The following is a 21,926-nucleotide window of genomic DNA, read 5'->3' as shown; positions in this document are numbered from 1 at the left end:
ATGCGCTCGCGCGGGCGGGCGTTCTTCCTCTGCCATGACCACCGCCACGACGCGCGGCGCCGCCGAGGACGCCGAGCCGTCTGCCGGGACGCCGAACCTGAGGGAGCGCGAGGACCGATGCCGGGCACGTTGACGATGTACAGCACCACCTGGTGCGGCTACTGCCGCCGCCTGAAGAGCCAGCTGGACCGCGAGGGCATCGCGTACACCGAGATCAACATCGAGGAGGACCCGGAGTCGGCGGCCTTCGTCGAGCGGGCGAACGGTGGCAACCAGACCGTGCCGACCGTCCTCTTCCCCGACGGCTCCACGCTGACCAACCCCTCCCTGGCCCAGGTCAAGAAGGCCCTGGCGGCCTGACCCGCCGGGCCCGCCGCGCGCCCTCTTCCGGCCGAGCGCCGGAAGGGGGCGCGTTCGTCCGCGCCCAGGCTGCCCTGCCCCGCACCGCACCGCCGGTGAGCTCGCCGTACCTGTTTGGCGGGCCGGGCGGCCTGGCGGGACCATGGGGGCGTCCCGACTTTCCGGAGGGCGAGGACGGCCATGGGCACCACGCACGACCGCGGTACTCCCCGCGACCGCGGCCCCCGCGGACGGTCCTCACCCGCGCGGGCCGGGCCGGACGGGCCGCGGGAGCCGACGCGCGCCGAGCGGCTGCGGCTGATCGCCGCGGTGGACGACAGCCAGGGGGACACCGACGTCCTGCTGTCCGCCCTCCAGCACGCGACCGCCGAACTGGGCGGGCTCGGCGGCATGGCGTACGTGCACGGCGGCGGTCCCGCGCGCGTCATGTACCTCGTCGCCGCCACCGGGCTGCCCCGCGCGTTCACCCGCTCCTGGGAGAACATCGACGTCAACGGCTCGTCCGCGCCCGCGCGGGCGATGCGCGAGGGCAGGCTCGTATGGCTGCCCGCCGTCACCGAGCCGGAGCAGGCGCCCGGGACCTCGCCGGTCGCCCGGGAGCCCTTCGGCCTCCGCCCCGGCACCGGCATCCTGGCAGCGCCGCTGTCCGGGCAGGACCGGACCGCGCGGGACGGGAAGGGCGCGCGCGCCCCCGGGGCCCTGGCCGTGCTGACCCGGCCGCACGCCGAGCCCACCCCCGCGGACCGCGCGTTCTTCGCCGAGGCCGCCCGGGCGGCCGCAGGGCGGATGAGCCTGGCCTCGCCCGCCCAGGAGCACCTGCCGCCCGCCCTGCTGCGCGCGCTGCGGACCAGTCCGGACACGCGGGAGGCGATCCGGACGGTGCCGTTCGGGGCGTTCGAGTGGGATCTGGCCAGCGGGGAGCTGACCGCCAACGACGCGATGCGCGAGGCGTTCGGCCACATGGCCCCGGACACGTTCGACGGACGCATCGAGAGCTGGGCGAAGTCCATGCACCCCGACGACATGCCCTGGGTGCTGGCCGAGGTGGACCGGGGCATCCGCGGCCCGGGCTCGTACGACGTGGAGCACCGGGTGCGCCGGGCGGACGGCGGCTACGCCTGGGTGCGGGTGCGCGGCCAGGTGATCACCGACGAGTCGGGTGAGCCGGTACGGGCCGTGGGCACCGCCGAGGACGTCACCGACACCCGGCCCGCCCTGGAGTCGGTGAGCAGGGCGCTGCGGCACATGAGCGACGGTTTCCTGTCCGTGGACAGCGAGTGGCGGATCGAGTTCGTCAACGCGGCGGCCGAGCGGCTGCTCGGCTCCTCCGGTGAGCTGACCGGGCGGCCGCTGTGGGAGGTGCCCGGCATACGTGCCGTGCCCGGCCTGCGGGAGCGGTGCCGACGGGCCGCGGACGGCGACGGCGCCACCGGCTTCGACGTCCGGTGGCCGGGCACCGACCGGTGGTACCACCTGCGCCTGGTGCCCGTGCCCGACGGCCTCACCCTGTACGTCACCGACGTCACCGAACGGCACGAGCGCGGGGCCGAGCGCGAGGCCGCCGCCGCCCGGGCCGCCCTCGTCGCCGGGGTCACCCGGCACCTGGCGGAGGCGAGCACCGTCCAGCACGTGGTCGACGCCGTCGCGCGCACCGTGCTGCCCGCGCTGGGAGCGGTGGGGCTGGTGGTCCAGTCCCTGCACGGCGACCGCCTGACCACGGTCGGCTCCGTCGGCTACCCGGCGGCCTTCCTCGACCACATCCGGGCCATTCCGCTCAGCGCCGCGGGACCGCCGACGGAGGTCCTGGCGGCCCGCGAGCCGCGGTTCGTCGAGTCGCGGGCCGAATACGTCGCCCGCTACCCCGCCATCGCCGACTTCCCCCGCCGGAGCGGAAAGCACGCCTGGGCGTTCCTGCCGCTGCTGGTCTCCGGCCGGGCGATCGGCGACGTGGCGATCTCCTTCGACCACCCGCGGCCCTTCCCCGAGGAGGAGCGGACCCTGCTGACCGCGTTCAGCGGGCTCATCGCGCAGGCCCTGGAGCGGGCCCGGCTGTACGACGCCGCCGCCGCCCGCGCCCACNTCATCGCGCAGGCCCTGGAGCGGGCCCGGCTGTACGACGCCGCCGCCGCCCGCGCCCACGCCCTCCAGCGCGCCCTGCTGCCCCGCGCGCTGCCGTCCCTGCCCGCGGTCTCCACCGCCAGCCGCTACCTGCCGACCACGCACGGCGCCGACGTGGGCGGCGACTGGTACGACCTGATCCCGCTGTCCGCCGACCGGGTGGCCCTGGTCATCGGCGACGTGATGGGCCACGGCCTGCCGGAGGCCGCCACCATGGGCCGGCTGCGGACGGCGGTGCGCACCCTGTCCGACCTCGAACTGCCGTCCGAGGAGATCCTCGGCCACCTGAACGACATCGTCGGCGAGCTGGGCGAGGAGTCGTTCACCACCTGCCTGTACGGGGTCTACGACCCGATCGGCGGCGAGTTCTGCTACGGCAGCGCCGGGCACCCGCCGCCCGCCGTCGTCCTCCCGGACGCCACCGTGAGCTTCCCCGCGCTGGTCCCGGACCCGCCGCTGGGGGTGGCGACGCCGCCGTTCGAGACGCGCACCGCGCACCTGCCGGACGGCGCGCTGCTGGTCCTGTACACCGACGGCCTGGTCGAGGCCCCCAGCCGGGACATCGAGGACGGCATGGACCGGCTCGCGGCGGTGCTGGCCGCCGAACTCGCCGAGGGACGGGCGGGAGACCTCGAACCGCTGTGCGACACGGTCACCGCCGCGCTGCTGCCCGCCGACCACCCGGCCGCCGACGACGCCGCCCTGCTCGTCGTCCGCACGCACCGGCTCGCCCCGGAGAACGTCGCCTTCTGGTCGCTGCCCGAGGACCCGGTCGCCGCCGGCCAGGCCCGCACGTACATCCGCGAGCAGCTGGCGGCCTGGCACCTGGACGAGGAGCTGGAGATGACCACCGAGCTGCTGGTCAGCGAGCTGGTCAGCAACGTCGTCCGGCACGCCGTCGGCCCGATCGGGCTGCGCCTGCTGCGCAGCCGCACCCTCATCTGCGAGGTCTCCGACGGCAGCCTCACCACCCCGCACATCCGCCACGCCTCGGCGCTGGACGAGGGCGGCCGCGGGCTGCGACTCGTCGCCGCCATGGCCCAGCGCTGGGGCACCCGCTACACCCCCACCGGCAAGAGCATCTGGGCCGAGCAGGCCATCGCCGGGTGACCGGGCCGGGTGCGGTCCGCGCGCCCCGCGCGCGGCGGCGCGTACGGCGGCATACGGACTCTCGTGGTCACGTACGGTCTCCCACGATCACGTACGGACCCGTACGGCACCGTACGGTCAGGGCGTCAGGACGGCGTCCCCGGCAGCGGCTCGCCGTACCACAGCTCCACCAGGCGGGACGCGATGGAGATGCTGAACGGGGGCAGCACCTCACCGGACTCGAACGCCGCCCGCAGGTCCGCGCGGGAGAACCAGCGGGCCTCGTGTATCTCGTCGCCGTCCACCCGGATCGCCGAGGAGGTCGCGCGCGCCATGAAGCCGAGCATCAGGCTGGACGGGAACGGCCACGGCTGGCTGGCCACGTAGTCCACCTCGCCGACGATCACGCCCACCTCCTCGGCCACCTCGCGGACCACGGCCTGCTCGACGGACTCGCCCGGCTCCACGAAGCCCGCCAGGGTGGAGTAGCGGCCCGCGGGCCAGTGCACCTGGCGGCCGAGCAGGGCCCGGTCGTGCTCGTCCGTGACCAGCATGATCACGGCCGGGTCGGTGCGCGGGTAGTGCTCGGCGCCGCAGGCCGGGCAGCGGCGGACGTGCCCGGCGGCGGCGATCACCGTGCGGGCGCCGCAGCGGGAGCAGAAGCGGTGCAGCCGCTGCCAGTTCTCCAGGGCGACGGCGTGCACCAGCAGGCCCGCGTCGCGCGCGGACAGCAGCGCGCCCACCTCGCGCAGGCCGGCCGGGCGGGCCGACTGGCCGACCGGGCCGGGCAGGGAGTCCTTCTGGAGCGCGAAGTAGCGCACGCCGTCCTGGTCGACGCCGAGGAAATAGCGGTGGTTCTCGGTGGGCGGGGCCTCGAAGGACGGGGTCATGACCAGCTCGGTGCGGCCGTCGGGAGTGTCGTCCACCAGCGCCTGGCCGCCGGAGACCACGAAGACCCGCGTCGACGGGTGACTCCAGGCCGCGGCCAGCCACGCCTCGTCCAGCCGGTGGTTCGCCGAGCGGTCGATACCGCTGTCGGCACTGAGCGCGATCGACCGGACGTCGGTGCGATCGGCGAAGACGGTCACTTCCTCTTCCACTCCCCCTGCACGTCCTGGCTGCCCCGCGGCCCGTCTGGCTGCTCCCGGGGCCATCGGTGTGAGCCTATCCCCCCGAAGGCCCCCGCGGATCCGCGGCTGCGGCGGTTCCCCGGGCGCGTGCGGGGAGCGTGTGCCGCCGTCCTGTGCCCGCGGGTTCCCGGGCTCTGGCGAACGGCCCCTACGACCCGGCGCCGCCGTGCCCGGCCTCCTCCCCGGCCGCCTCCTGGTCCCCGGCCTGCTCCGGGCCCCCGGGCTCCTCCGGCTCCTCCAGCAGGATGCGCTCCAGCTCCGCCCGGCCCGGCAGGTCCGCCGGGCGCACCACCTCGCCGCCGCGCACGTACAGGAACGCGGCCCGGACCGCCGACAGCGGCAGGCCGTGCTGCTCGGCCCAGGCCAGGCGGTAGACGGCGAGCTGGAGCGGGTCGGCGTCCTGGGAGCGGCCGGTCTTCCAGTCCACGATCTCGAATCCGCCGTCGTCCTCCCGGTACACCGCGTCGATCCGGCCCCGGATCGTCCGGCCCGCGAGCGAGACCTGGAACGGCGCCTCGACGCGGTACGGCGTGCGGCGCGCGTACGGCGTGCGCAGGAACGCCTCCTTCAGCGCCGCCAGGTCCCGCTCGTCCGCGATGCCGCCGTCGTCGTCGCCCGGCAGCTCCTCGGGGCCCAGCATCGGCAGCGGCAGCGCCTCGAAGCGCGACTCGACCCACGCGTGGAAGCGCGTGCCCCGGCGCGCCGCCGGCCGGGGCGGCAGCGGCATGGGGCGGGCCAGCTCGCGCGCGAAGCCGTCCGGGTCGGCGGCCAGCCGCGTCAGCTGGGTGGCGGTCAGCGAAGGCGGTACGGGCACGTCGCGCACGGTGGCGCGGGAGCGGCGCAGATCCTCGGCGAGCGCGTCGAGGTCGCGGTCCCAGGAGGCGACGAGCCGGGCCTCCTCCGGAGTGAGGTCGGCGGTCTCAGACGGCGGCGGTGGTTCCGGCGTCTGCGGCGGCGGCGCGGGCCCGGCCTGCCCGGAAGGCGGGTCGGCGCCCAGGTGGGCCAGGACCGCGCGGGCAGCGGCGCGGCGCCGGGCCAGCGCCCCGGGGTCCAGGGGCAGCGGCCAGGCGCGGTCGGCCGCGGCCTCCCGCAGGGCCGGGTTCTCCTCGCCGGACGCGGGCGGGTCCGCCCATGCCTCCACCTCGCCGTGCCCGGCCTCGCAGTGCGCGCGCAGGGCTTCCAGGAACGCCGACGGGCCGCGCGGCTTCTTCTGGGCCGGGCCCCACCAGTGGCCGGAGGCCAGCAGCAGGTGGCGCGCGCGGGTGAAAGTCACGTAGCCGAGCCGCAGTTCCTCGGTGGCCTGGTGCTGCTTCATGGCCTCTTTGAAGGCGGCCAGTCCCTTGGCGTCCCACGCGGGGACCTCCGGCAGGGTGGCGGCGTCGCCGCGCAGGGGGTGCGGGAGCACCCGGGCGCCGGCCGTCCACGCCTCCCGCGGCTGCTCGCTGGGGAACTGCCGGGCGACCAGGCCGGGCACCGCGACCACGTCCCACTCCAGGCCCTTGGACTTGTGCGCGGTGAGGACCTTGACCGTGTCCTCCCCGCCGGGCAGCGAGCTGTCCAGGCCCTTCTCGTACCGCTCGGCGGTGCGCAGGAAGGCGAGGAAGGCGGGCAGGGTGGCCTGGCCGTCGGAGGCGGCGAAGCGGGCGGCGATGTCGAGGAAGCCGCTCAGGGTCTCGCGGCGGCGGGCGGCCAGCGCGTGCGGCGACGCGGACAGCTCGACCTCCAGGCCGGTGACGGCCAGCACCCGGTGCAGCACGTCCATCAGCGGGTCGGCCAGCGAACGGCGCAGGTCGCGCAGCTCGGCGGCCAGGCGCGCGTAGCGGACCCGGGCCTCGGCGGAGAACGGCAGGCCGTCGTCAGGGGTCTGGGCGCCGGTGGCGAAGGTGTCCAGCGCGTCGGCGAGCGAGACGACCTCGGCGGGGTCCACCCCCTCCACGGCCTCGGCCAGCCGCCGGTCGGCCTCGGCGCCCGGCCCGGGGTCCGGCCCGGCGCCTTCGGCTCGGGGACCGTCCGGGGTGCCGTCCGGCCCGCTTCCGAACGTACCGGAGCGGACCAGGGCGCGGGCGCGGCGGCCCAGCAGCGCCAGGTCGCGCGGGCCGATGCGCCAGCGGGGGCCGACCAGCAGGCGCACCAGGGCCGCGTTGGCGGTCGGGTCGTGGAGCACGTCGCAGACGGCCACCAGGTCGGCGACCTCCGGCAGGTGCAGCAGCCCGGACAGGCCGACCACCTCGACGGGGATGTCCCGCTCGACCAGCGCGCCCTGGATGTCGGCGAAGTCGGCGGCCGTGCGGCACAGGACCGCGATCCGGCCGGGCGGCGTGCCCGTACGCACCAGGTGGGCCACGGAGTCGGCGAGCCAGGCCAGCTCCTCGGCGTGCGTGGGCAGCAGCGCGCAGCGCACCACGCCGTCCCGCTCGGCGCCCGGGGCGGGGCGCAGCGCGGCCACGCCCCGGTGCAGGGCGCGCAGCGGTGCGGCGAGCCGGTTGGCGACGTCGAGCAGGCGGCCGCCGCTGCGCCGGTTCTCGCTGAGCGCGAAGCGCCGCGCGGGCGTGCCGTCGGCGTGCGGGAAGTGGGCGGGGAAGTCGTCCAGGTTGGCCACGGAGGCGCCGCGCCAGCCGTAGATGGCCTGGCAGGGGTCGCCGACGGCGGTGACCGGGTGGCCGGTGCCGCCGCCGAACAGGCCCGCGAGGAGCTGCCGCTGGGCGACGGAGGTGTCCTGGTATTCGTCCAGCAGGACGACGGCGAACTCCTCGCGCAGCGCCCGGCCGACCTCCGGGCGGGTGCGGGCCAGGGTGGCGGACAGGGCGATCTGGTCGCCGAAGTCCAGCAGGTGGTGGTCGCGCTTCCAGGCGCGGTACGCGCGGACGGGGCCCAGCAGCTCCAGGCGCGCGCGGGCGGCCTGGGGCACCTTGCGCAGCGCCTCGTTGGTCAGCGGGGTGCCGTCCAGCTCGGCCAGCAGCCCGGTGTCGTGGCGGTGCAGGCGGTCGGGGTCGACCAGGTGCTCGGACAGCTCGCCGTCCAGCGCCAGCAGGTCCGTGACCAGGTCGGCGAACGGCCGGGTGAGGGAGGGATACGGGCCGGGGGCGGAGCGCAGCACGCGGGCGGCGAGCTGGAAGCGGGTGGCGTCGGCGAGCAGCCGGGCCCCCGGTTCGAGGCCGATGCGCAGGCCCTGCTCGTCCAGCAGCCGTCCGGCGAAGGCGTGGTAGGTGGAGATGCGCGGCTCGCCGGGCGCCTGGTCGGGCAGGGCCGGGTCCGGGTCGGCGTATCCGGCCTCGGCCAGGGCCTTGCGCACGCGCTCGGCCAGCTCTCCGGCCGCCTTGTTGGTGAAGGTCAGGCCCAGAACCCGCTCGGGCGCGACCTGGCCGGTGCCCACCAGCCAGACCACGCGCGCGGCCATCACGGTGGTCTTGCCGGAGCCGGCTCCGGCCACGATGACCTGCGGGGCGGGCGGCGCGGTGACGGCGGCCGTCTGCTCCGGGGTGAAGGGGATGCCGAGGAGGTCTTTCAGCTCTTCGGGGTCGGTGAGGCGAGTGGGCACGCATGTGAGGCTAGCGGCGGGCACTGACAGCCGGCGGCGGCCGCCCGGCGGCGTACGGCCCGGCCCGGGTCCGGGGCCGGTGGGCGGCCCGGCTCCCGGGCGTGCCCCGGCTCCCGGGCCGCCTCGGAACCCGGGCTGCTTCCGGCACCTGACGTGCCCTCACGCGCGTACGGCCGGCCGGGAGCGCGCGGCCCGCTCCGCGCCCGGTGAAGCGCCGCCGTCCGCCGGGCCGCGCGCCCCGCGGCCGTACGGCGTCGCGGGCGCCCGCCGAGCCGGAACGCGCACCGGGCCACAAAGTCGGCACGCGCGGGCGGTCAGTCCACCACGTGCCGCCCCTCCGCCCGGGCGCTGCACGCGCCGCGGAAGGCGCACCGGCCGCAATGCTCGCCCGTACGGGGTGCGAAGCGCTCGTCCAGGACGCGGCCGGCGGCGGTCGCGAGCAGGTCGCCGACCCAGCCCCCGGCGTCCCCGTCGCCGCCGCCGGCCCCGTCCCCGGTGCCGAGCGGCGCCTGGGCCTGCACCTTCGGCAGCGTGTCCCCGCCGTCCGCGCGGGCCGCGCCCTGCCGCAGCTGGACCAGTTCGGCGCCGCCCGGCTCGGGTCTGCGGCCGCCGAACAGCCCGTCGACCGCGCCCTCCCGCACCGCCATCTGGTAGACGGCCAGCTGCGGGTGGCGTTCGACCTCGCCGCGGGTGACCGGGGCGCGGCCGGTCTTGAAGTCCACGACGTACGCGCGGCCCTGCCGGTCGGCCTCCACGCGGTCCATGCTGCCGCGCACCCGCACCTGGTAGGCGTCGGTCTCCAGGGTGACGTCGAACTCGGCTTCCGTGCCCACGCAGCGGCGGCCGCCGCGGTCCATCACGTGCCAGCGCAGGAAGCGTTCCAGCGCCGCGCGCGCGTTGTCCTTCTCCTGCCGGGACTTCCACGGCGCGTCGAAGGCCAGCGCGTTCCACACGGAGTCCAGGCGCTCCATCAGGACGGCGAGGTCGGCCGGGGTGCGGCCGGAGGCGACCTCGTCGGCCAGGACGTGCACGACGTTGCCGAAGCCCTGCGCGGCCGTGGACGGCTCGCCGGCCCGCACCTCGCGGCCGAGGAACCACTGGAGCGGGCAGGTGTTCACGAGCTGGTCCAGGGCACTGCCGGACAGGGCCACGGGCCGGTCGTGGTCGCGCAGCGGCACGGCGCTGTGCGTCGGCTCGTACATGCCCCACCAGCGGTACGGGTGCGCGGCGGGCGCCAGCGGGTGCCCGTCGTCGTCGGCGAGGGCCGCGAGGCGGGCCAGGCGCCGGGCGGCGGCGTCGCGCAGCGCGGGCGAGGCGGCCGGGTCGACGGTGGTGGCGCGCAGTTCGGCGACGAGGGCGGCGACCGACAGCGGGCGGCGCGGGCGGTGGGCCACGTCGACCGGTGCCACACCCAGTTCGGACAGGAAGCGGGAGGGCTGGTCGCCGTCCTCGGCGGCGGCCTTCACGGCGGTGACGACCAGCCGCTCGCACGCGCGGGTCGCCGCCACGTAGAACAGCCGCCGCTCCTCGGCCAGCAGCGCGCCGGGCGGCAGCGGCTCGGCGAGGCCGTCGCGGCCGATCCGGTCGGCCTCCAGCAGCGAGCCGCGCCGCCGCGGGTCGGGCCACAGCCCCTCCTGCACGCCCGCGACGACCACCAGCCGCCATTGCAGGCCCTTGGCACGGTGCGCGGTCATCAGCCGTACGGCGTCGGGGCGCGCCGCGCGGCGCGCGAGGGTGTCGGCGGCGATGTCCTCGGCCTGGAGCTCGTCGAGGAAGTTCAGCGCGCCGCGCCCGCCGCCCCGCTCCTCCGCGCGGGCGGCGGTCTCGAACAGCGCGCACACCGCGTCCAGGTCGCGGTCCGCGTTGCGCCCGGCAGCCCCGCCCCGGTGCGCGGCGCGCTCCAGCCGGCCGGGCCAGGGCGTGCCGTTCCACAGCTCCCACAGCGCCTCCTCGGCGGTGCCGCCGCCGGCGAGCAGTTCGCGGGTCTTGCGCAGCAGGGGGCCGAGCCGCTGCGCGCCGCGCGCGTACGCCGGGTCGTGCGCGACCAGGCGCTCGGGCTCGGCCAGCGCCTCGGCGGCGAGCACGTCGGACGGCCGGGGCACGGGCCGGCCCGCGGCCCGCTCCTCCTCCCGCAGGGCCCGGCCCAGGTGCCGCAGGTCGGCGGCGTCCATGCCGCCGAGCGGGGAGGTGAGCAGGTCGCGGGCGGTCTCCGCGTCCAGGACGGCGGACATGCCTGCGGCCACGGCCGTGGCGGCCACGCGCAGCGCGGTCAGCAGGGGCGCGACCGCGGGTTCGGCGCGCAGCGGGACGTCGTCGCCGTCCACCTCGACCGGCACGCCCGCCGCGGTCAGCGCCCGGCGCGCGCCCGGTATCGTGCGCCCCCCGGCGCGTACGAGCACGGCCATCTCGCTCCACGGCACGCCCCGCTCCAGGTGGGCGCGGCGCAGGATGTCGGCGACGCTCTCCAGTTCGGCCGCGGCCGTGGGGAAGGTGTACACCTCGACCCGGCCGCCCGCGCGTACCGCCGCCGGCTCCCGGTGGGCGCGCACGGCCCCGGCGGGCAGGCGGGTGAGCGGCAGGCGCCGGGCGATCTCGCGCGTGGCCGCCAGCAGGGCCGCGCCGCTGCGGCGGCAGGTGGTCAGCACCCGCACCGGCGCCGGGCGGCCGTCGCGGCGCGGGAAGGCGGCCGGGAAGCCGAGGATGCCGCCCACGTCGGCGCCCCGGAAGGCGTGGATCGACTGGTCCGGGTCGCCGAAGGCCACCAGCGTCCGGCCGCCGCCCGCCAGCGCCCGCAGCAGCCGCACCTGGGCCGGGTCGGTGTCCTGGTACTCGTCCACGAACACCGCGTCGTAAGCCCCGGCCAGCTCCGCGGCGGCCTCGGGCCGCTCGGCCAGGGCCGCGGCCCGGTGCACCAGCTCCGCGTAGTCCAGCACCCCCCGGCTGTCCAGCACGTCCAGGTACTCGGCCAGGAAGGCCGCCGCCGCGCCCCAGTCCGGCCGCCCCCCGCGCCGCGCGAAGCGGTCCAGCTCGTCCGGCCCGAGCCCCAGCTCGCGGCTGCGCGCGAGCACCGCGCGCACCTCGTCGGCGAAGCCGCGCGTGGTCAGGCAGGCCCGCAGCTCGTCGGGCCAGCGCACCGCCGCCCGCCCGGCCCGCTCCAGGTCGGCCTGACCGGCCAGCAGGTCCCGTACGGCCACGTCCTGCTCGGGGCCGGACAGCAGGCGCAGCGGGTCGGCGAACAGGTCGGCGTCCTGGTGGGCGCGCAGCAGCGCGTAGCAGAAGGAGTGGAAGGTGGTCGCCTGCGGGACCCCGGCCCCGTGCCGCACGCCCGGGCCCGGGCCGGGCGCCGGGGCGCCCGCGCGGGCGGGCGGTCCGGCCACGGGGTGCTGCTGTGTCCCCGCGCGGGCGGGCGGTCCGGCGGTGTCGTCGCGGTCTCCCGCGCGGGCGGGCGGTCCGGCCGGGGCGTCCGGCGCCCGTCCGGCCGGGGCGTCTCCCGCGCGGGCGCGCGCCGCCATCCGGTCGCGCAGGTCCACGGCCGCCTTCCGGCTGAAGGTGAGCACCAGGATCCGCTCCGGATCCGCTCCGTCGCGTATCCGCCGCCAGACCGCCTCCACGAGTGTCGTGGTCTTCCCCGTGCCCGGTCCGGCGAGCACCAGCAAAGGACCGCCCCCGTGCTCAACCACGGCGCGCTGGCTCGCGTCCAGCACAGGTGGTGCCTCCGGCTCCGGGCGGGTACGCACCAGGCGGTAGCCGCCCGACGGCGGGCGCCGCGAGGAGGGCTGCCGCACCTGCCGCTGGTGCGGGAGGGAGGAGGAGGTCACGTGGATCGCCGGTCCCGGTGGGTGTGCTGGGTGTGCTGGGCGCCGTACGGCCGACGGGCGCCGGACGGCGACCGCCCGGCGCGCGCGGCGACGGTGACCCACGACGGTACGCCAGGGGGCGGCCGGGGCGCAGCGCGACTCCTGGGAGCCCACCCGTCCCGGTGCGCCACGGCCGTACCGCCGGACCGCCTCCTCCTACGGGCGGGCGCCGCCGTCCTGGCAGCCGTCCCGGGCGCCGTCCTGGGCGGCATCCGGTGCGGCGCCGTCGTCCCCCGCGGCCCCGGCGCCGTCCCAGCGGGCCGCCGCCAGGTCGACGCGCGGCGGGCCGGAGCCCGGCCGCCGGCCGCCGCCACGCAGCGGGGTGCCCTCGGCCCGGTACTGTGCGAGCGCCCGCGCCTCGTGGCCCGGCAGCAGCGCGCCGTCCGCGCGCACCACGCGCCACCAGGGCACCGCACCCCCGTACAGCGCCATCGCGCGCCCGACCTGGCGGGGGCCGCCCGCGCCCAGCCACTCGGCGACGTCCCCGTAGGTCATCACCCGGCCGGGCGGAATCCGTTCGACGGCGTCCAGCACCCGCTCCGCGTACTCGGGCAGCTCCCAGGCGCCGTCCCGGCCGTCCCGCGCCCCGTTCTCCCCGCTCATTCCGCCCATCCTGCCGCACGGCGCGGAGGGCGCGCGGCGCGCCCCGGGGGCGCGTACCGCAGGAAGGTCACACCCCCGAAACGCACCCTGATGCTCTTCCCCGCCTCCTGGCCGTGCCACCATCTTCCGGGCGGTGACAGGTGATACGAGACCGAGAAGAAACGGACGAGCAGCAGGGTGCCCTGCCTCCTGGCGAGGCGGGTGCCCCCAAGGGGCTGCCGCGGTCCGGCTCCGCCGCCTCCGGCCCGCCTGCCGGTGACGCCGAGCCCGGCTACGGCCCGGCCGCCGCCGGCGGCTCCGGGAGCCCGCCGAACCCGCCGGGCCGCCCCGGCTCCGCGGGCTCCCCCGACCCCGGCGACGGCCCGGAGCCGCCGGCCGGAACCGGCGCGGGTCCTCAGGAGGAGCCCGGGCCCGCCGAGGAGTCCGCAGCCGTGCCCGCCCCCGGCCGCGAACCGCACGGCGCCCCGGGCCGTGACCCCGGCCACGCGCGGGACCACGCCTCCGGCCGCCGCCCCGACGCCGACCGCCGCCCGGACGCCGACGCCGCCCCCGACCGCCGACCCGACGGGGAGCCCGGGACCGCCGCGGCCGCCGGGCCCCGCCCCGCCGGCGCGCACGCGTTCGGCGACGAGGACCCGGAGTTCTTCGCCGACCGCGTCTCCGGCGACGAGCCCCTGCTGCCCGCCCGCGTGCACCGCCCCTCCGACCTGCTGCGCCTGCTGCTCGGCCTGCTCGGCATCGCCACCGTGCTCGCCATCGCCGCCTTCGCGCACGGCACCACCGCGGGCCTGGAGAAGGACATCGGCAGCGGCACCGACCAGACGCCCGCACTGCTGATCGACTTCGCGGGCCTGTCGGCGAGCGTGGCCGTGCTCGTGCTGCCGATCGCCTTCGCCGTCGAGCGGCTGGTCAAACGCGACGGCCTGCGGGTCGCCGACGGCGTACTGGCCGCCGTCCTGGCGCACGGCGTGTCGCTGTCCGCCGACCTGTGGGTGGCGCGCGCGGCGCCGGAGTCGGTGCGCGACGCGCTGACCCAGCCCGCGCCCGGCGGCACCTTCAGCGACCCGGTGCACGGCTACCTCGCGCCGGTGATCGCCTACATGACGGCCGTCGGCATGGCGCGCCGCCCGCGGTGGCGGGTGGCGATGTGGTGCGTGCTGCTGCTGGACGCCTTCGCGGTGCTGGTCGGCGGCTACACGACGCCGTTCTCGATCGTGATCACTCTGCTGATCGGCTGGACCGTCGCCTACGGCACGCTGTACGCGGTCGGCTCCCCGAACGTGCGCCCCACCGGCCAGCACCTGCTCGCCGGGCTGCGCCGGGTGGGCTTCTCCCCGGTCAGCGCGCTGCGGACCGAGGCGCCGGGCGGCAACAGCAGGAACGGGCACAGCCGCCACTACCTGGTCACCCTGGAGGACGGCCCGCCGCTGGACGTCACCGTGGTGGACCGCGAGCAGCAGGCGCAGGGCTTCTTCTACCGAGCCTGGCAGCGGCTCGCGCTGCGCGGCATCACCCAGCGCCGCAGCCTCCAGACGCTGCGGCAGGCCCTGGAGCAGGAGGCGCTGCTGGCGTACGCGGCCATCGCGGCCGGGGCGAACGCGCCCAAGCTCATCGCCACCTCCGAGCTGGGCCCGGACGCGGTGATGCTCGTCTACGAGCACACCGGCGGCCGCCGCCTGGGGTCGCTGCCGGACACGGCCGTCACCGACGAGGTGCTGGTCGGGGCCTGGCGGCAGCTGAAGGCGCTCCAGTCGCGGCGCATCGCGCACCGCAGGCTGGACGCCGACGCCCTGCTGGTGGACCGCTCCGGCGCGGTCATGCTGACCGACCTGCGCGGCGGCGAGATCGCCGCGGGCGACCTGCTGCTGCGGATGGACGTCGCCCAGCTGCTGACCACGCTGGGCCTGCGGGTCGGCGCGGAGCGGTCGGTGACCGCGGCGGCCACGGTCATCGGGCCGGACGCGGTCGCCGACAGCCTGCCGCTGCTCCAGCCGCTCGCGCTGGGCCGCGCCACCCGCGCGACGCTGCGGCAGCTCGCGCGGGAGCGCGCGCAGCGCGAGCGCGAGGCGGTCCTGGAGGCGTCGCGCCTGGCCCGCGAGGCCCGCGCGGACGGGCAGGCGGGCGTGCGGGCCCGCGCGGGCGAGGCCGCGGCCGACCGCAAGGCGCTGAGGGCCCAGAAGCACGCGGAGAAGCGGGCGATCGACGAGGCGCTGGAGGAGGCCCGCGAGGAGGACCTGCTGTCGCAGATCAGGCGGCAGGTGCTGCGGATCCGGCCGGAGGCGCCGATAGAGCCGGTGCGGCTGGAGCGCATCCGCATGCGCACGCTGGTGAGCTTCTGCGCGGGCGCGTTCGCCGCGTACTACCTGCTGTCCCAGTTCACGAACCTGCACCTCGGCTCGGTGATCGGCGAGGCGGACTACTTCTGGGTCGCGATGGCGCTGTTCTTCTCCTCGCTGACGTACGTGGCCGCGGCGCTGAGCCTGCTGGGCTTCGTGCCGGAGAAGGTGCCCTTCGGGCGTACGGTCCTGGCGCAGATCGCCGCCTCGTTCGCCAAGCTGGTGGCCCCGGCGTCGGTGGGCAACGTGGCGCTGAACGCCCGCTTCCTCCAGCGGCAGGGCATCCGCCCCGGGCTCGCGGTGGCGAGCGTGGGCGCCTCCCAGCTCTTCGGGCTCACCATCCACATCCTGATGCTGCTGGTCTTCGGCTACATCACCGGCACCGAGCGCACGCCCACGCTCTCGCCCTCCAGCACGGTGATCGGCGGCATGCTGACGGCGGCGGTGCTGGTGCTGGTGGTGACCGCCGTCCCCGCCCTGCGGAAATTCGTCGCCACGCGCGTGCGGTCGCTTTTCGCAGGCGTCATACCCCGCATGCTGGACGTGTTGCAAAGGCCGCAGAAACTGATGTCGGGCATCGGCGGCGTACTGCTGCTGACGGTGGGGTTCGTGGGATGCCTGGACACCTCGATCCGCGCGTTCGGCGGCTCGATCAGCATCGCCAGCGTGGCGGTCGTCTTCCTCGCGGGCAACGCGCTGGGCTCGGCCGCGCCCACCCCGGGCGGTGTGGGCGCGGTGGAGGCGGCGCTGATCGCCGGCCTGACCCTGGCGGGGCTGCCGTACGAGACGGCCGCGCCCGCCGTGCTGCTCTACCGGCTGATGACGTTCTGGCTGCCGGTGCTGCCCGGGTGGCTGTCCTTCACGCACCTGACCCGCAAGGCCGCGCTGTAGACCGCACGCGCGGGAGGCACGTGCGCGTGGGAAGTCCGCACGCGCGGGAGGCACGTGCGCGTGGGAAGTCCGCACGCGCGGGAGGCACGTGCGCGTGGGAAGTCCGCACGCGCGGGAGGCACGTGCGCAGGGGAGGCCGCACGCGCGGGAGCCCCTACGCACAGGAGGCAGCACGCGCTTCACGGCCCGCACGCGCGTTCTCATATGATCCGCCCATGCCAGGTCACATACGTGCCAAACAGACCGGACGCCGGGCCCGGGCCCTCGTCGCCACGGCCCTCGTGGCCGCGCTCGCCACCCTCGCCGGGTGCAGCGGCGGCGGCAGCGGCGACAGCGGCACAGGCGATCGGAGCGTCGGCGGCAGCCCCGGGGCCAGCGCTCCGGCCCGCCCCGCCGCGAGCCCGGCCAACGCGCCCGCCGCGCCCGCACTGCCCGCCTCCCTCACCGGGCAGCGCCTGGCGTGGCACCGATGTCCGCCGCCGAGCCGGGCCCAGGGCGGCGGCGACGCGCCCGGAAGCGCGTGGCAGTGCGCCACGCTCCGTGCCCCGCTGGACTACGACAAGCCGGACGGCGAGACCATCGGCCTGGCGCTGATCCGCTCCCGGGCGCGCGAGCAGGACTCCCGCATCGGCTCGCTCCTGTTCAACTTCGGCGGACCCGGCGGCTCCGGGGTGCAGGCCCTGCCCGGCTTCGCCCAGGAGTACGAGAGGCTGCACTCCCGCTACGACCTGGTGAGCTTCGACCCGCGCGGGGTGGGTGAGAGCGCTGGCGTGCGGTGCTACTCCGACGAGCAGATCGACGCCTCCGACGAACTCGACGCCACCCCGGACAACCCGGTCGAGGTGCGCGCCCTCACCTCGGCCATCCAGGACTACAACGCCGCCTGCCTGCGCAACTCCGGCAAGGTCCTGGGCCACGTCGACACCGTCAGCGCCGCCCGCGACATGGACCTGATGCGGCAGGTGCTCGGCGACAGCAAGCTGTACTACTTCGGCGTCTCCTACGGCACCGAACTGGGCGGCGTCTACGCCCACCTGTACCCCACGCACGTGGGCCGGGCCGTGCTCGACGCGGTCGTGGACCCCACGCAGGACTCGCTGGCGGGTTCCTACGGCCAGGCCAAGGGCTTCCAGCTCGCGCTGGACAACTACCTCAAGGACTGCGCGCGGCACGGCTCCCGGTGCCCCACGGGAGGCGACGCCGTCCAGGGCCGGGCGAAGATCGTGGACCTGCTGAGGGGGCTGGAGGACCGGCCGCTGCCCACCGAGGACGGCCGCGAGCTGACCGCCGGGCGGGCCATGAACGGGATCGCCGCCGCGCTGTACGGCAAGGACCGCTGGAGCTACCTGTCGCTCGGCCTCTACGAGGCGCTGGAGGGCGGCTCCGGCGACACCCTGCTCAGCCTGGCCGACTCGATGTCGGACCGCGACGAGGACGGCCACTACAGCAACTCCGACGCGGCCAACAGCGCCATCAACTGCCTCGACTACAAGCAGCGCTACACCGAGCGCGACGTGCGGGCGCAGCTGGACCGGTTCCGCGCCGCGTCGCCGGTCTTCGGCGAGTGGCTGGCGTGGGGCATGCTCGGCTGCACCGGCTGGCCGGTGCCGGGCAAGAGCGACCACCCGGAGGTCGGCGCGACGGGCTCGGCGCCGATCGTCGTCGTCGGCAACACCGGCGACCCGGCCACGCCGTACGCGGGCATGCACCGGATGGCCGAAGAGCTGGGCCCCGGCGTGGGCATCGAACTCACCTATCAGGGTGACGGCCACAGCTCGTACCTCACCGGCGACGCGTGCGTGACCGAGGCCGTGAACACCTACCTGCTCGACGGCCGGCCGCCCGCGTCGGGCACGCGGTGCGGGGGCGGCGGGTCCGCGTCGTCGGCGTCCTAGACCGGACGGCGACGCGGCGCGGCCCCCGCGCGCGCGTGAGGCGCGTACGGGACGCCCCCGTACGCGCCTCACAAACACGCGCGCGGGGGCCGTACGGGCCTGCCCCGGCCCGTACGGCCCCCGCGCCGCCTGCCGCCCCGCGCGGGACGGCAGGCGGCAGGCTCAGTAGACCGGCTTGTGCGGCTCGATCTGGTGGACCCAGCCGATCACGCCGCCGCCCACGTGCACCGCGTCGGAGAAGCCCGCGGACTTCAGCACCGCCAGCACCTCCGCCGACCGGACACCCGTCTTGCAGTGCAGGACGATCTTCTTGTCCTGCGGAAGGTCCTGGAGCGCGCTGCCCATCAGGAACTCGTTCTTCGGGATCAGCCGGGCGCCGGGGATGGACACGATCTCGTACTCGTTCGGCTCGCGCACGTCGATCACGTCAATGTTCTCGCCGTCGTCCAGCCACTCCTTGAGCTGCTTCGGCGTGATCGTGGCGCCGGCCGCCGCCTCCTGCGCCTCCTCCGACACCACGCCGCAGAACGCCTCGTAGTCGATCAGCTCGGTGACGGTGGGGTTCTCGCCGCAGATCGCGCAGTTCGGGTCCTTGCGGACCTTGACCTGGCGGTAGCGCATCTCCAGGGCGTCGTAGATCATCAGGCGGCCGACCAGCGGGTCGCCGGTGCCGGTGAGGACCTTGATCGCCTCGGTGACCTGGATAGAGCCGATGGACGCGCACAGCACGCCCAGCACGCCGCCCTCGGCGCAGGAGGGGACCATGCCGGGCGGCGGCGGCTCCGGGTACAGGCAGCGGTAGCAGGGGCCGTGCTCGGACCAGAAGACCGACGCCTGGCCGTCGAAGCGGTAGATCGAGCCCCACACGTACGGCTTGTTCAGCAGCACGCACGCGTCGTTGACCAGGTAGCGGGTGGCGAAGTTGTCGGTGCCGTCCACGATCAGGTCGTACTGGGCGAACAGCTCCAGCACGTTGGACGAGTCCAGCCGCTCCTCGTGCAGGTTGACCTGTACGTACGGGTTGATCCCGACGACCGTGTCCCGGGCCGACGCCGCCTTGGAGCGGCCGATGTCCGCCTGGCTGTGGATGATCTGGCGCTGGAGGTTCGACTCGTCCACCTCGTCGAACTCCACGATGCCGAGCGTGCCGACGCCCGCCGCCGCCAGGTACATCAGCGCGGGCGAGCCGAGGCCGCCCGCGCCGACACACAGCACCTTGGCGTTCTTCAGCCGCTTCTGTCCGTCCATCCCCACGTCGGGGATGATCAGGTGGCGCGAGTACCTGCGGACCTCGTCGACGGTGAGCGCGGCGGCCGGCTCGACCAGGGGGGGCAGCGACACGGGGACTCCAGGGTCGAAAGCAGGGTTGTCCTCCTCGTAACACTGCCACGCCCCGCCTCATTCCGAGACAAGTGGTCCGGTACGCGAGACGAAACCGTCCCAGCCCGCGGGCGGGAGCGTACGGAACCGGCGCGGCGGCCCGGCCGGTCCGGCCCGCCGCGCCACGCGCCCGCCTGCGACAGCGGTACGCGGGCCGACGGCGGCACGCCCCTCCGCCGCGGCCCACCGGTCGGACGCGGCCCACCGGTCAGACGCGGCAGGCCGCCTCCATCCAGATGTCGGCCAGCGACTCCTCCAGCCCGATCCGGGGCCGCCAGCCCAGCCGGTCCCGCGCGGTGCGCACGTCCGCCTGCTGCCAGGCTCCGCAGCCGTCCGGATACGGGTACGCCGACGGCGGCCCCGCGGCCGGTGCCACGGCCGGCGCCGCGGGCAGCCCGGCGGCCGGTCCCGCGGGCGGCTCGCCGCCGCCCGGCAGCGGGATGCGGACGGGCGGCGCGTCGGTCTCGTGCAGCGTGCCGTCGAAACCCGCCACGCGCGCGAGCACGGCGGCCGCGTCCCGCAGCCGCACGGCCCGGCCGGAGCCGATGTTGACCACGCCCTGCGCCGCCGACAGGGAGGCCGCGTGGACCGCGCGCGCCACGTCCCGTACGTCCACGAAGTCCCGCCGCACGCCCAGGCCGCTCAGCCGCACCTCGTTCTCGCCGGACTGCATCGCGCGCCGGACCGCGTCGGCCAGCCGCCCGAGCGGCGACGCGGTCGGCGTGCCGGGCCCGGCCGGGGAGAAGACGCGCAGCACGATGGCGTCCAGGCCGGAGCCGAGCACCAGCTCGGTGGCGGCCAGCTTGCTCACGCCGTACGGGCCGCCGGGGCGCGGCACGGCGCTCTCTGAGGTCGAGGTGCCCGGGTGCGAGGGCCCGTACTCGGCGGCGCAGCCGACCTGCACCAGGCGCGCGCCGCAGCCGCTGCGGCGCAGCGACTCGCAGATGGTGGCGACGGCCACGGTGTTCTGCCGGGTCAGTTCGCGGGCGTCGCCGCGGGTCGCGCCCGCGCAGTTGATCACCACGCCCGGGTGCACGGCGTTCAGGAAGCGGGTGAGCGCGCCCGGGCTGCCGGTGGACAGGTCGAACCGCACATCGGCGTCGTCTCCGCGGCCGAGCGCGGTCAGCTGCACGGACGGGTCGGCGATCAGGTGCTCGGCCACGTACCGCCCCAGGTATCCGCCCGGGCCGAGCAGGAGCACCCTCATCGGTCACCGCCCGGGTGGTCGGCGGGGACTCGCGCCGTCGGTGTGCGTTGGTCGGTCATGTCGTCTGCGACTCCTCAGGTCCACGAAAGCGTGCGGAAAGCGATGGTCGGGGCGAGCACGCTATGCGGGCACAACGGTGGCGCGGCGGACAGTGGTCCGCCGCGCCACCAAAAGGGATGAACACCCGTGACTTTTCTGGATTCCGAGCGTTGGCCGCGTACCCTTCACCCTGCGGTCGGGCGGTGTGCGGTCCGGCCTGCACGCGCGTGGTGCGCGCGCCCCTCCGCCGAACGCCCCCGCGAACGCCCCGCGCGTGAGGCGCACGGCCGCGCGGCGGGCGCCGTACGGCCGGGGTTCAGGGCCGGACGGTCAGGGCTTCGGGTAGGGCCACGCGTTCGGCCGGCAGGTCACACCGTCCGTGGTGAGGAACTTGGTCTGCTGCATCATCACCGGCGCCGGCGCGCCCTGCCGGGTGCACGGCTCGTGGCCGTGGCCGAGCCGGTGCCCCACCTCGTGGTTGATGAGCATCTGGCGGTAGGCGTGCAGCCGGCGGTCGCCGAAGGTCTCGGCGCCCTGCGCCCACCGGTACGCGTTGATCACGACGCGCTCGGTGGAGGCCGAGTCGCACGACACGTTGTCCTGGGTGGTGTCCAGGCCGGACTTCGCGCACCACGTGGCGGTGGTCCCGGGGCTGGCCAGCGTGACCACGAAGTCGGCGCGGCCGGAGGAGACCCGCTCGAAGGTGCGCGTACCGCCGTGGCCCCAACTGCGGTCGTCGTTCAGCGTCTTGTGCACGGCCTGGGCGAACAGCGCGCCGTCCAGCGGCAGCCCCCGCTCCACGTCCACCCGGTAGCGCAGCACCGTGCCCCGCCCGGGCGCCCTGTCGTGCCCGCCGACGGTGGTGAACGACCCCGGGCCCTTCAGCTTCGGGTCCAGCGGGTACGTGCGCGCCATCTTCTGCTCGTACGACGCGGACACCTCGGCGCCGTCGGCCTCGTGGAACTCGGGCGGACCCAGGGCCAGCCCGTCCGGCCGCGGCACGCCGCCGCCCCGGCCCGTGTCGCCGTCGCCGCGGCCCATGGGCACCGGGCTGTTCTGGGAGCTGTCGGCCACCTGCCCGGCCACGACGACCGCGAGCGCGGTGGTGACGGCCGCGGCGGCGACTCCGGTGAGCATCCGGCCCCGGCCCCAGCCGGCGGTACGGGCGTCGGCGACGGCCGGCGGCGGCGCGCCGGGAACGGCCCGCACGGCGGCGCGGCCGACCGCCGCGGGGTCGGCGGCCTCCGGGTCCGTGCCGTAGCCGGGAACGCGGCCGGGAGCCGCGGCCTCGGGGGCGGCGGTCCCGGCGTCCACGGCCTCGGGGGCGGCGGCCTGGAAGACGTCGAACGCCGCCAGGTACTCCTCCCGCGGGCCCGGCACCCGCCCGGTGGCCACCGGGCCCCACGGCGCGTCGGCGGTCCGCAGGCCGTACAGCGGCCGGGGGTGGCGTACGGGCCCGGCGCCGCCCGCCGCGGCGGGCGGC

General features: G+C 76.5%; 11 protein-coding genes. 4 read left to right on the top strand and 7 right to left on the bottom strand.

The features are described 5' to 3' along the window. Positions 1-117: 117 nt before the first annotated feature. Both RKE29_RS09990 and RKE29_RS09985 read left to right on the top strand, forming a co-directional pair. Positions 118-360, top strand: a complete 243-nt coding sequence (locus tag RKE29_RS09990) for a mycoredoxin (RefSeq protein WP_312004774.1) — start codon at positions 118-120, stop codon at positions 358-360. A 180-nt stretch (positions 361-540) separates the two neighbouring features. Further along, positions 541-3,588 (top strand): SpoIIE family protein phosphatase, encoded by a 3,048-nt coding sequence (locus tag RKE29_RS09985; protein ID WP_312004773.1) that lies wholly within the window; start codon positions 541-543, stop codon positions 3,586-3,588. A 125-nt stretch (positions 3,589-3,713) separates the two neighbouring features. Here the strand turns inward: RKE29_RS09985 and nudC are convergent, their stop codons facing one another. The 4 genes from nudC to RKE29_RS09965 form a co-directional block, all read right to left on the bottom strand. After that, positions 3,714-4,655 carry an NAD(+) diphosphatase gene (gene nudC, locus RKE29_RS09980; protein ID WP_312004783.1) on the bottom strand — a complete coding sequence of 314 codons (942 nt, stop codon included), beginning with the start codon at positions 4,653-4,655 and terminating at the stop codon, positions 3,714-3,716. Positions 4,656-4,845: 190 nt separating this feature from the next. Next, positions 4,846-8,235: an ATP-dependent DNA helicase gene (locus RKE29_RS09975; protein WP_312004772.1), complete on the bottom strand. Its 3,390-nt coding sequence runs from the start codon at positions 8,233-8,235 to the stop codon at positions 4,846-4,848. A gap of 314 nt (positions 8,236-8,549) precedes the next feature. Continuing rightward, positions 8,550-12,053, bottom strand: coding sequence for an ATP-dependent DNA helicase (locus tag RKE29_RS09970; RefSeq protein ID WP_312004771.1), 3,504 nt, complete (start codon positions 12,051-12,053; stop codon positions 8,550-8,552). A gap of 195 nt (positions 12,054-12,248) precedes the next feature. Continuing rightward, on the bottom strand, positions 12,249-12,695 hold the full coding sequence (locus RKE29_RS09965) for an MGMT family protein (protein WP_312004770.1): 447 nt from the start codon (positions 12,693-12,695) through the stop codon (positions 12,249-12,251). A gap of 674 nt (positions 12,696-13,369) precedes the next feature. Here RKE29_RS09965 and RKE29_RS09960 point away from each other — a divergent pair. Next, on the top strand, positions 13,370-15,922 hold the full coding sequence (locus RKE29_RS09960; protein WP_312004782.1) for a lysylphosphatidylglycerol synthase domain-containing protein: 2,553 nt from the start codon (positions 13,370-13,372) through the stop codon (positions 15,920-15,922). 215 nt (positions 15,923-16,137) lie between these two features. Next, positions 16,138-17,817, top strand: a complete 1,680-nt coding sequence (locus tag RKE29_RS09955; RefSeq protein WP_312004769.1) for an alpha/beta hydrolase — start codon at positions 16,138-16,140, stop codon at positions 17,815-17,817. A 162-nt stretch (positions 17,818-17,979) separates the two neighbouring features. On the opposite strand, the gene moeZ is transcribed toward RKE29_RS09955, so the two are convergent. From moeZ to RKE29_RS09940, 3 genes are all read right to left on the bottom strand, one after another. Beyond that, positions 17,980-19,158, bottom strand: a complete 1,179-nt coding sequence (moeZ, locus tag RKE29_RS09950) for an adenylyltransferase/sulfurtransferase MoeZ (protein ID WP_312004768.1) — start codon at positions 19,156-19,158, stop codon at positions 17,980-17,982. A 247-nt stretch (positions 19,159-19,405) separates the two neighbouring features. Beyond that, a complete protein-coding gene (locus RKE29_RS09945; protein WP_312004767.1) occupies positions 19,406-20,404 on the bottom strand; it encodes an NAD-dependent epimerase/dehydratase family protein in 999 nt (332 codons plus the stop codon). Between the two features lie 369 nt (positions 20,405-20,773). Continuing rightward, positions 20,774-21,926 (bottom strand): DUF3152 domain-containing protein (locus RKE29_RS09940; RefSeq protein ID WP_312004766.1); only part of this gene is annotated, 1,153 nt, incomplete at its 5' end.

It is taken from the genome of Streptomyces sp. B1866 (assembly GCF_031932565.1).
Classification (GTDB): Bacteria; Actinomycetota; Actinomycetes; order Streptomycetales; family Streptomycetaceae; genus Streptomyces.
This window is presented reverse-complemented; position numbering and strand designations above follow the sequence as displayed.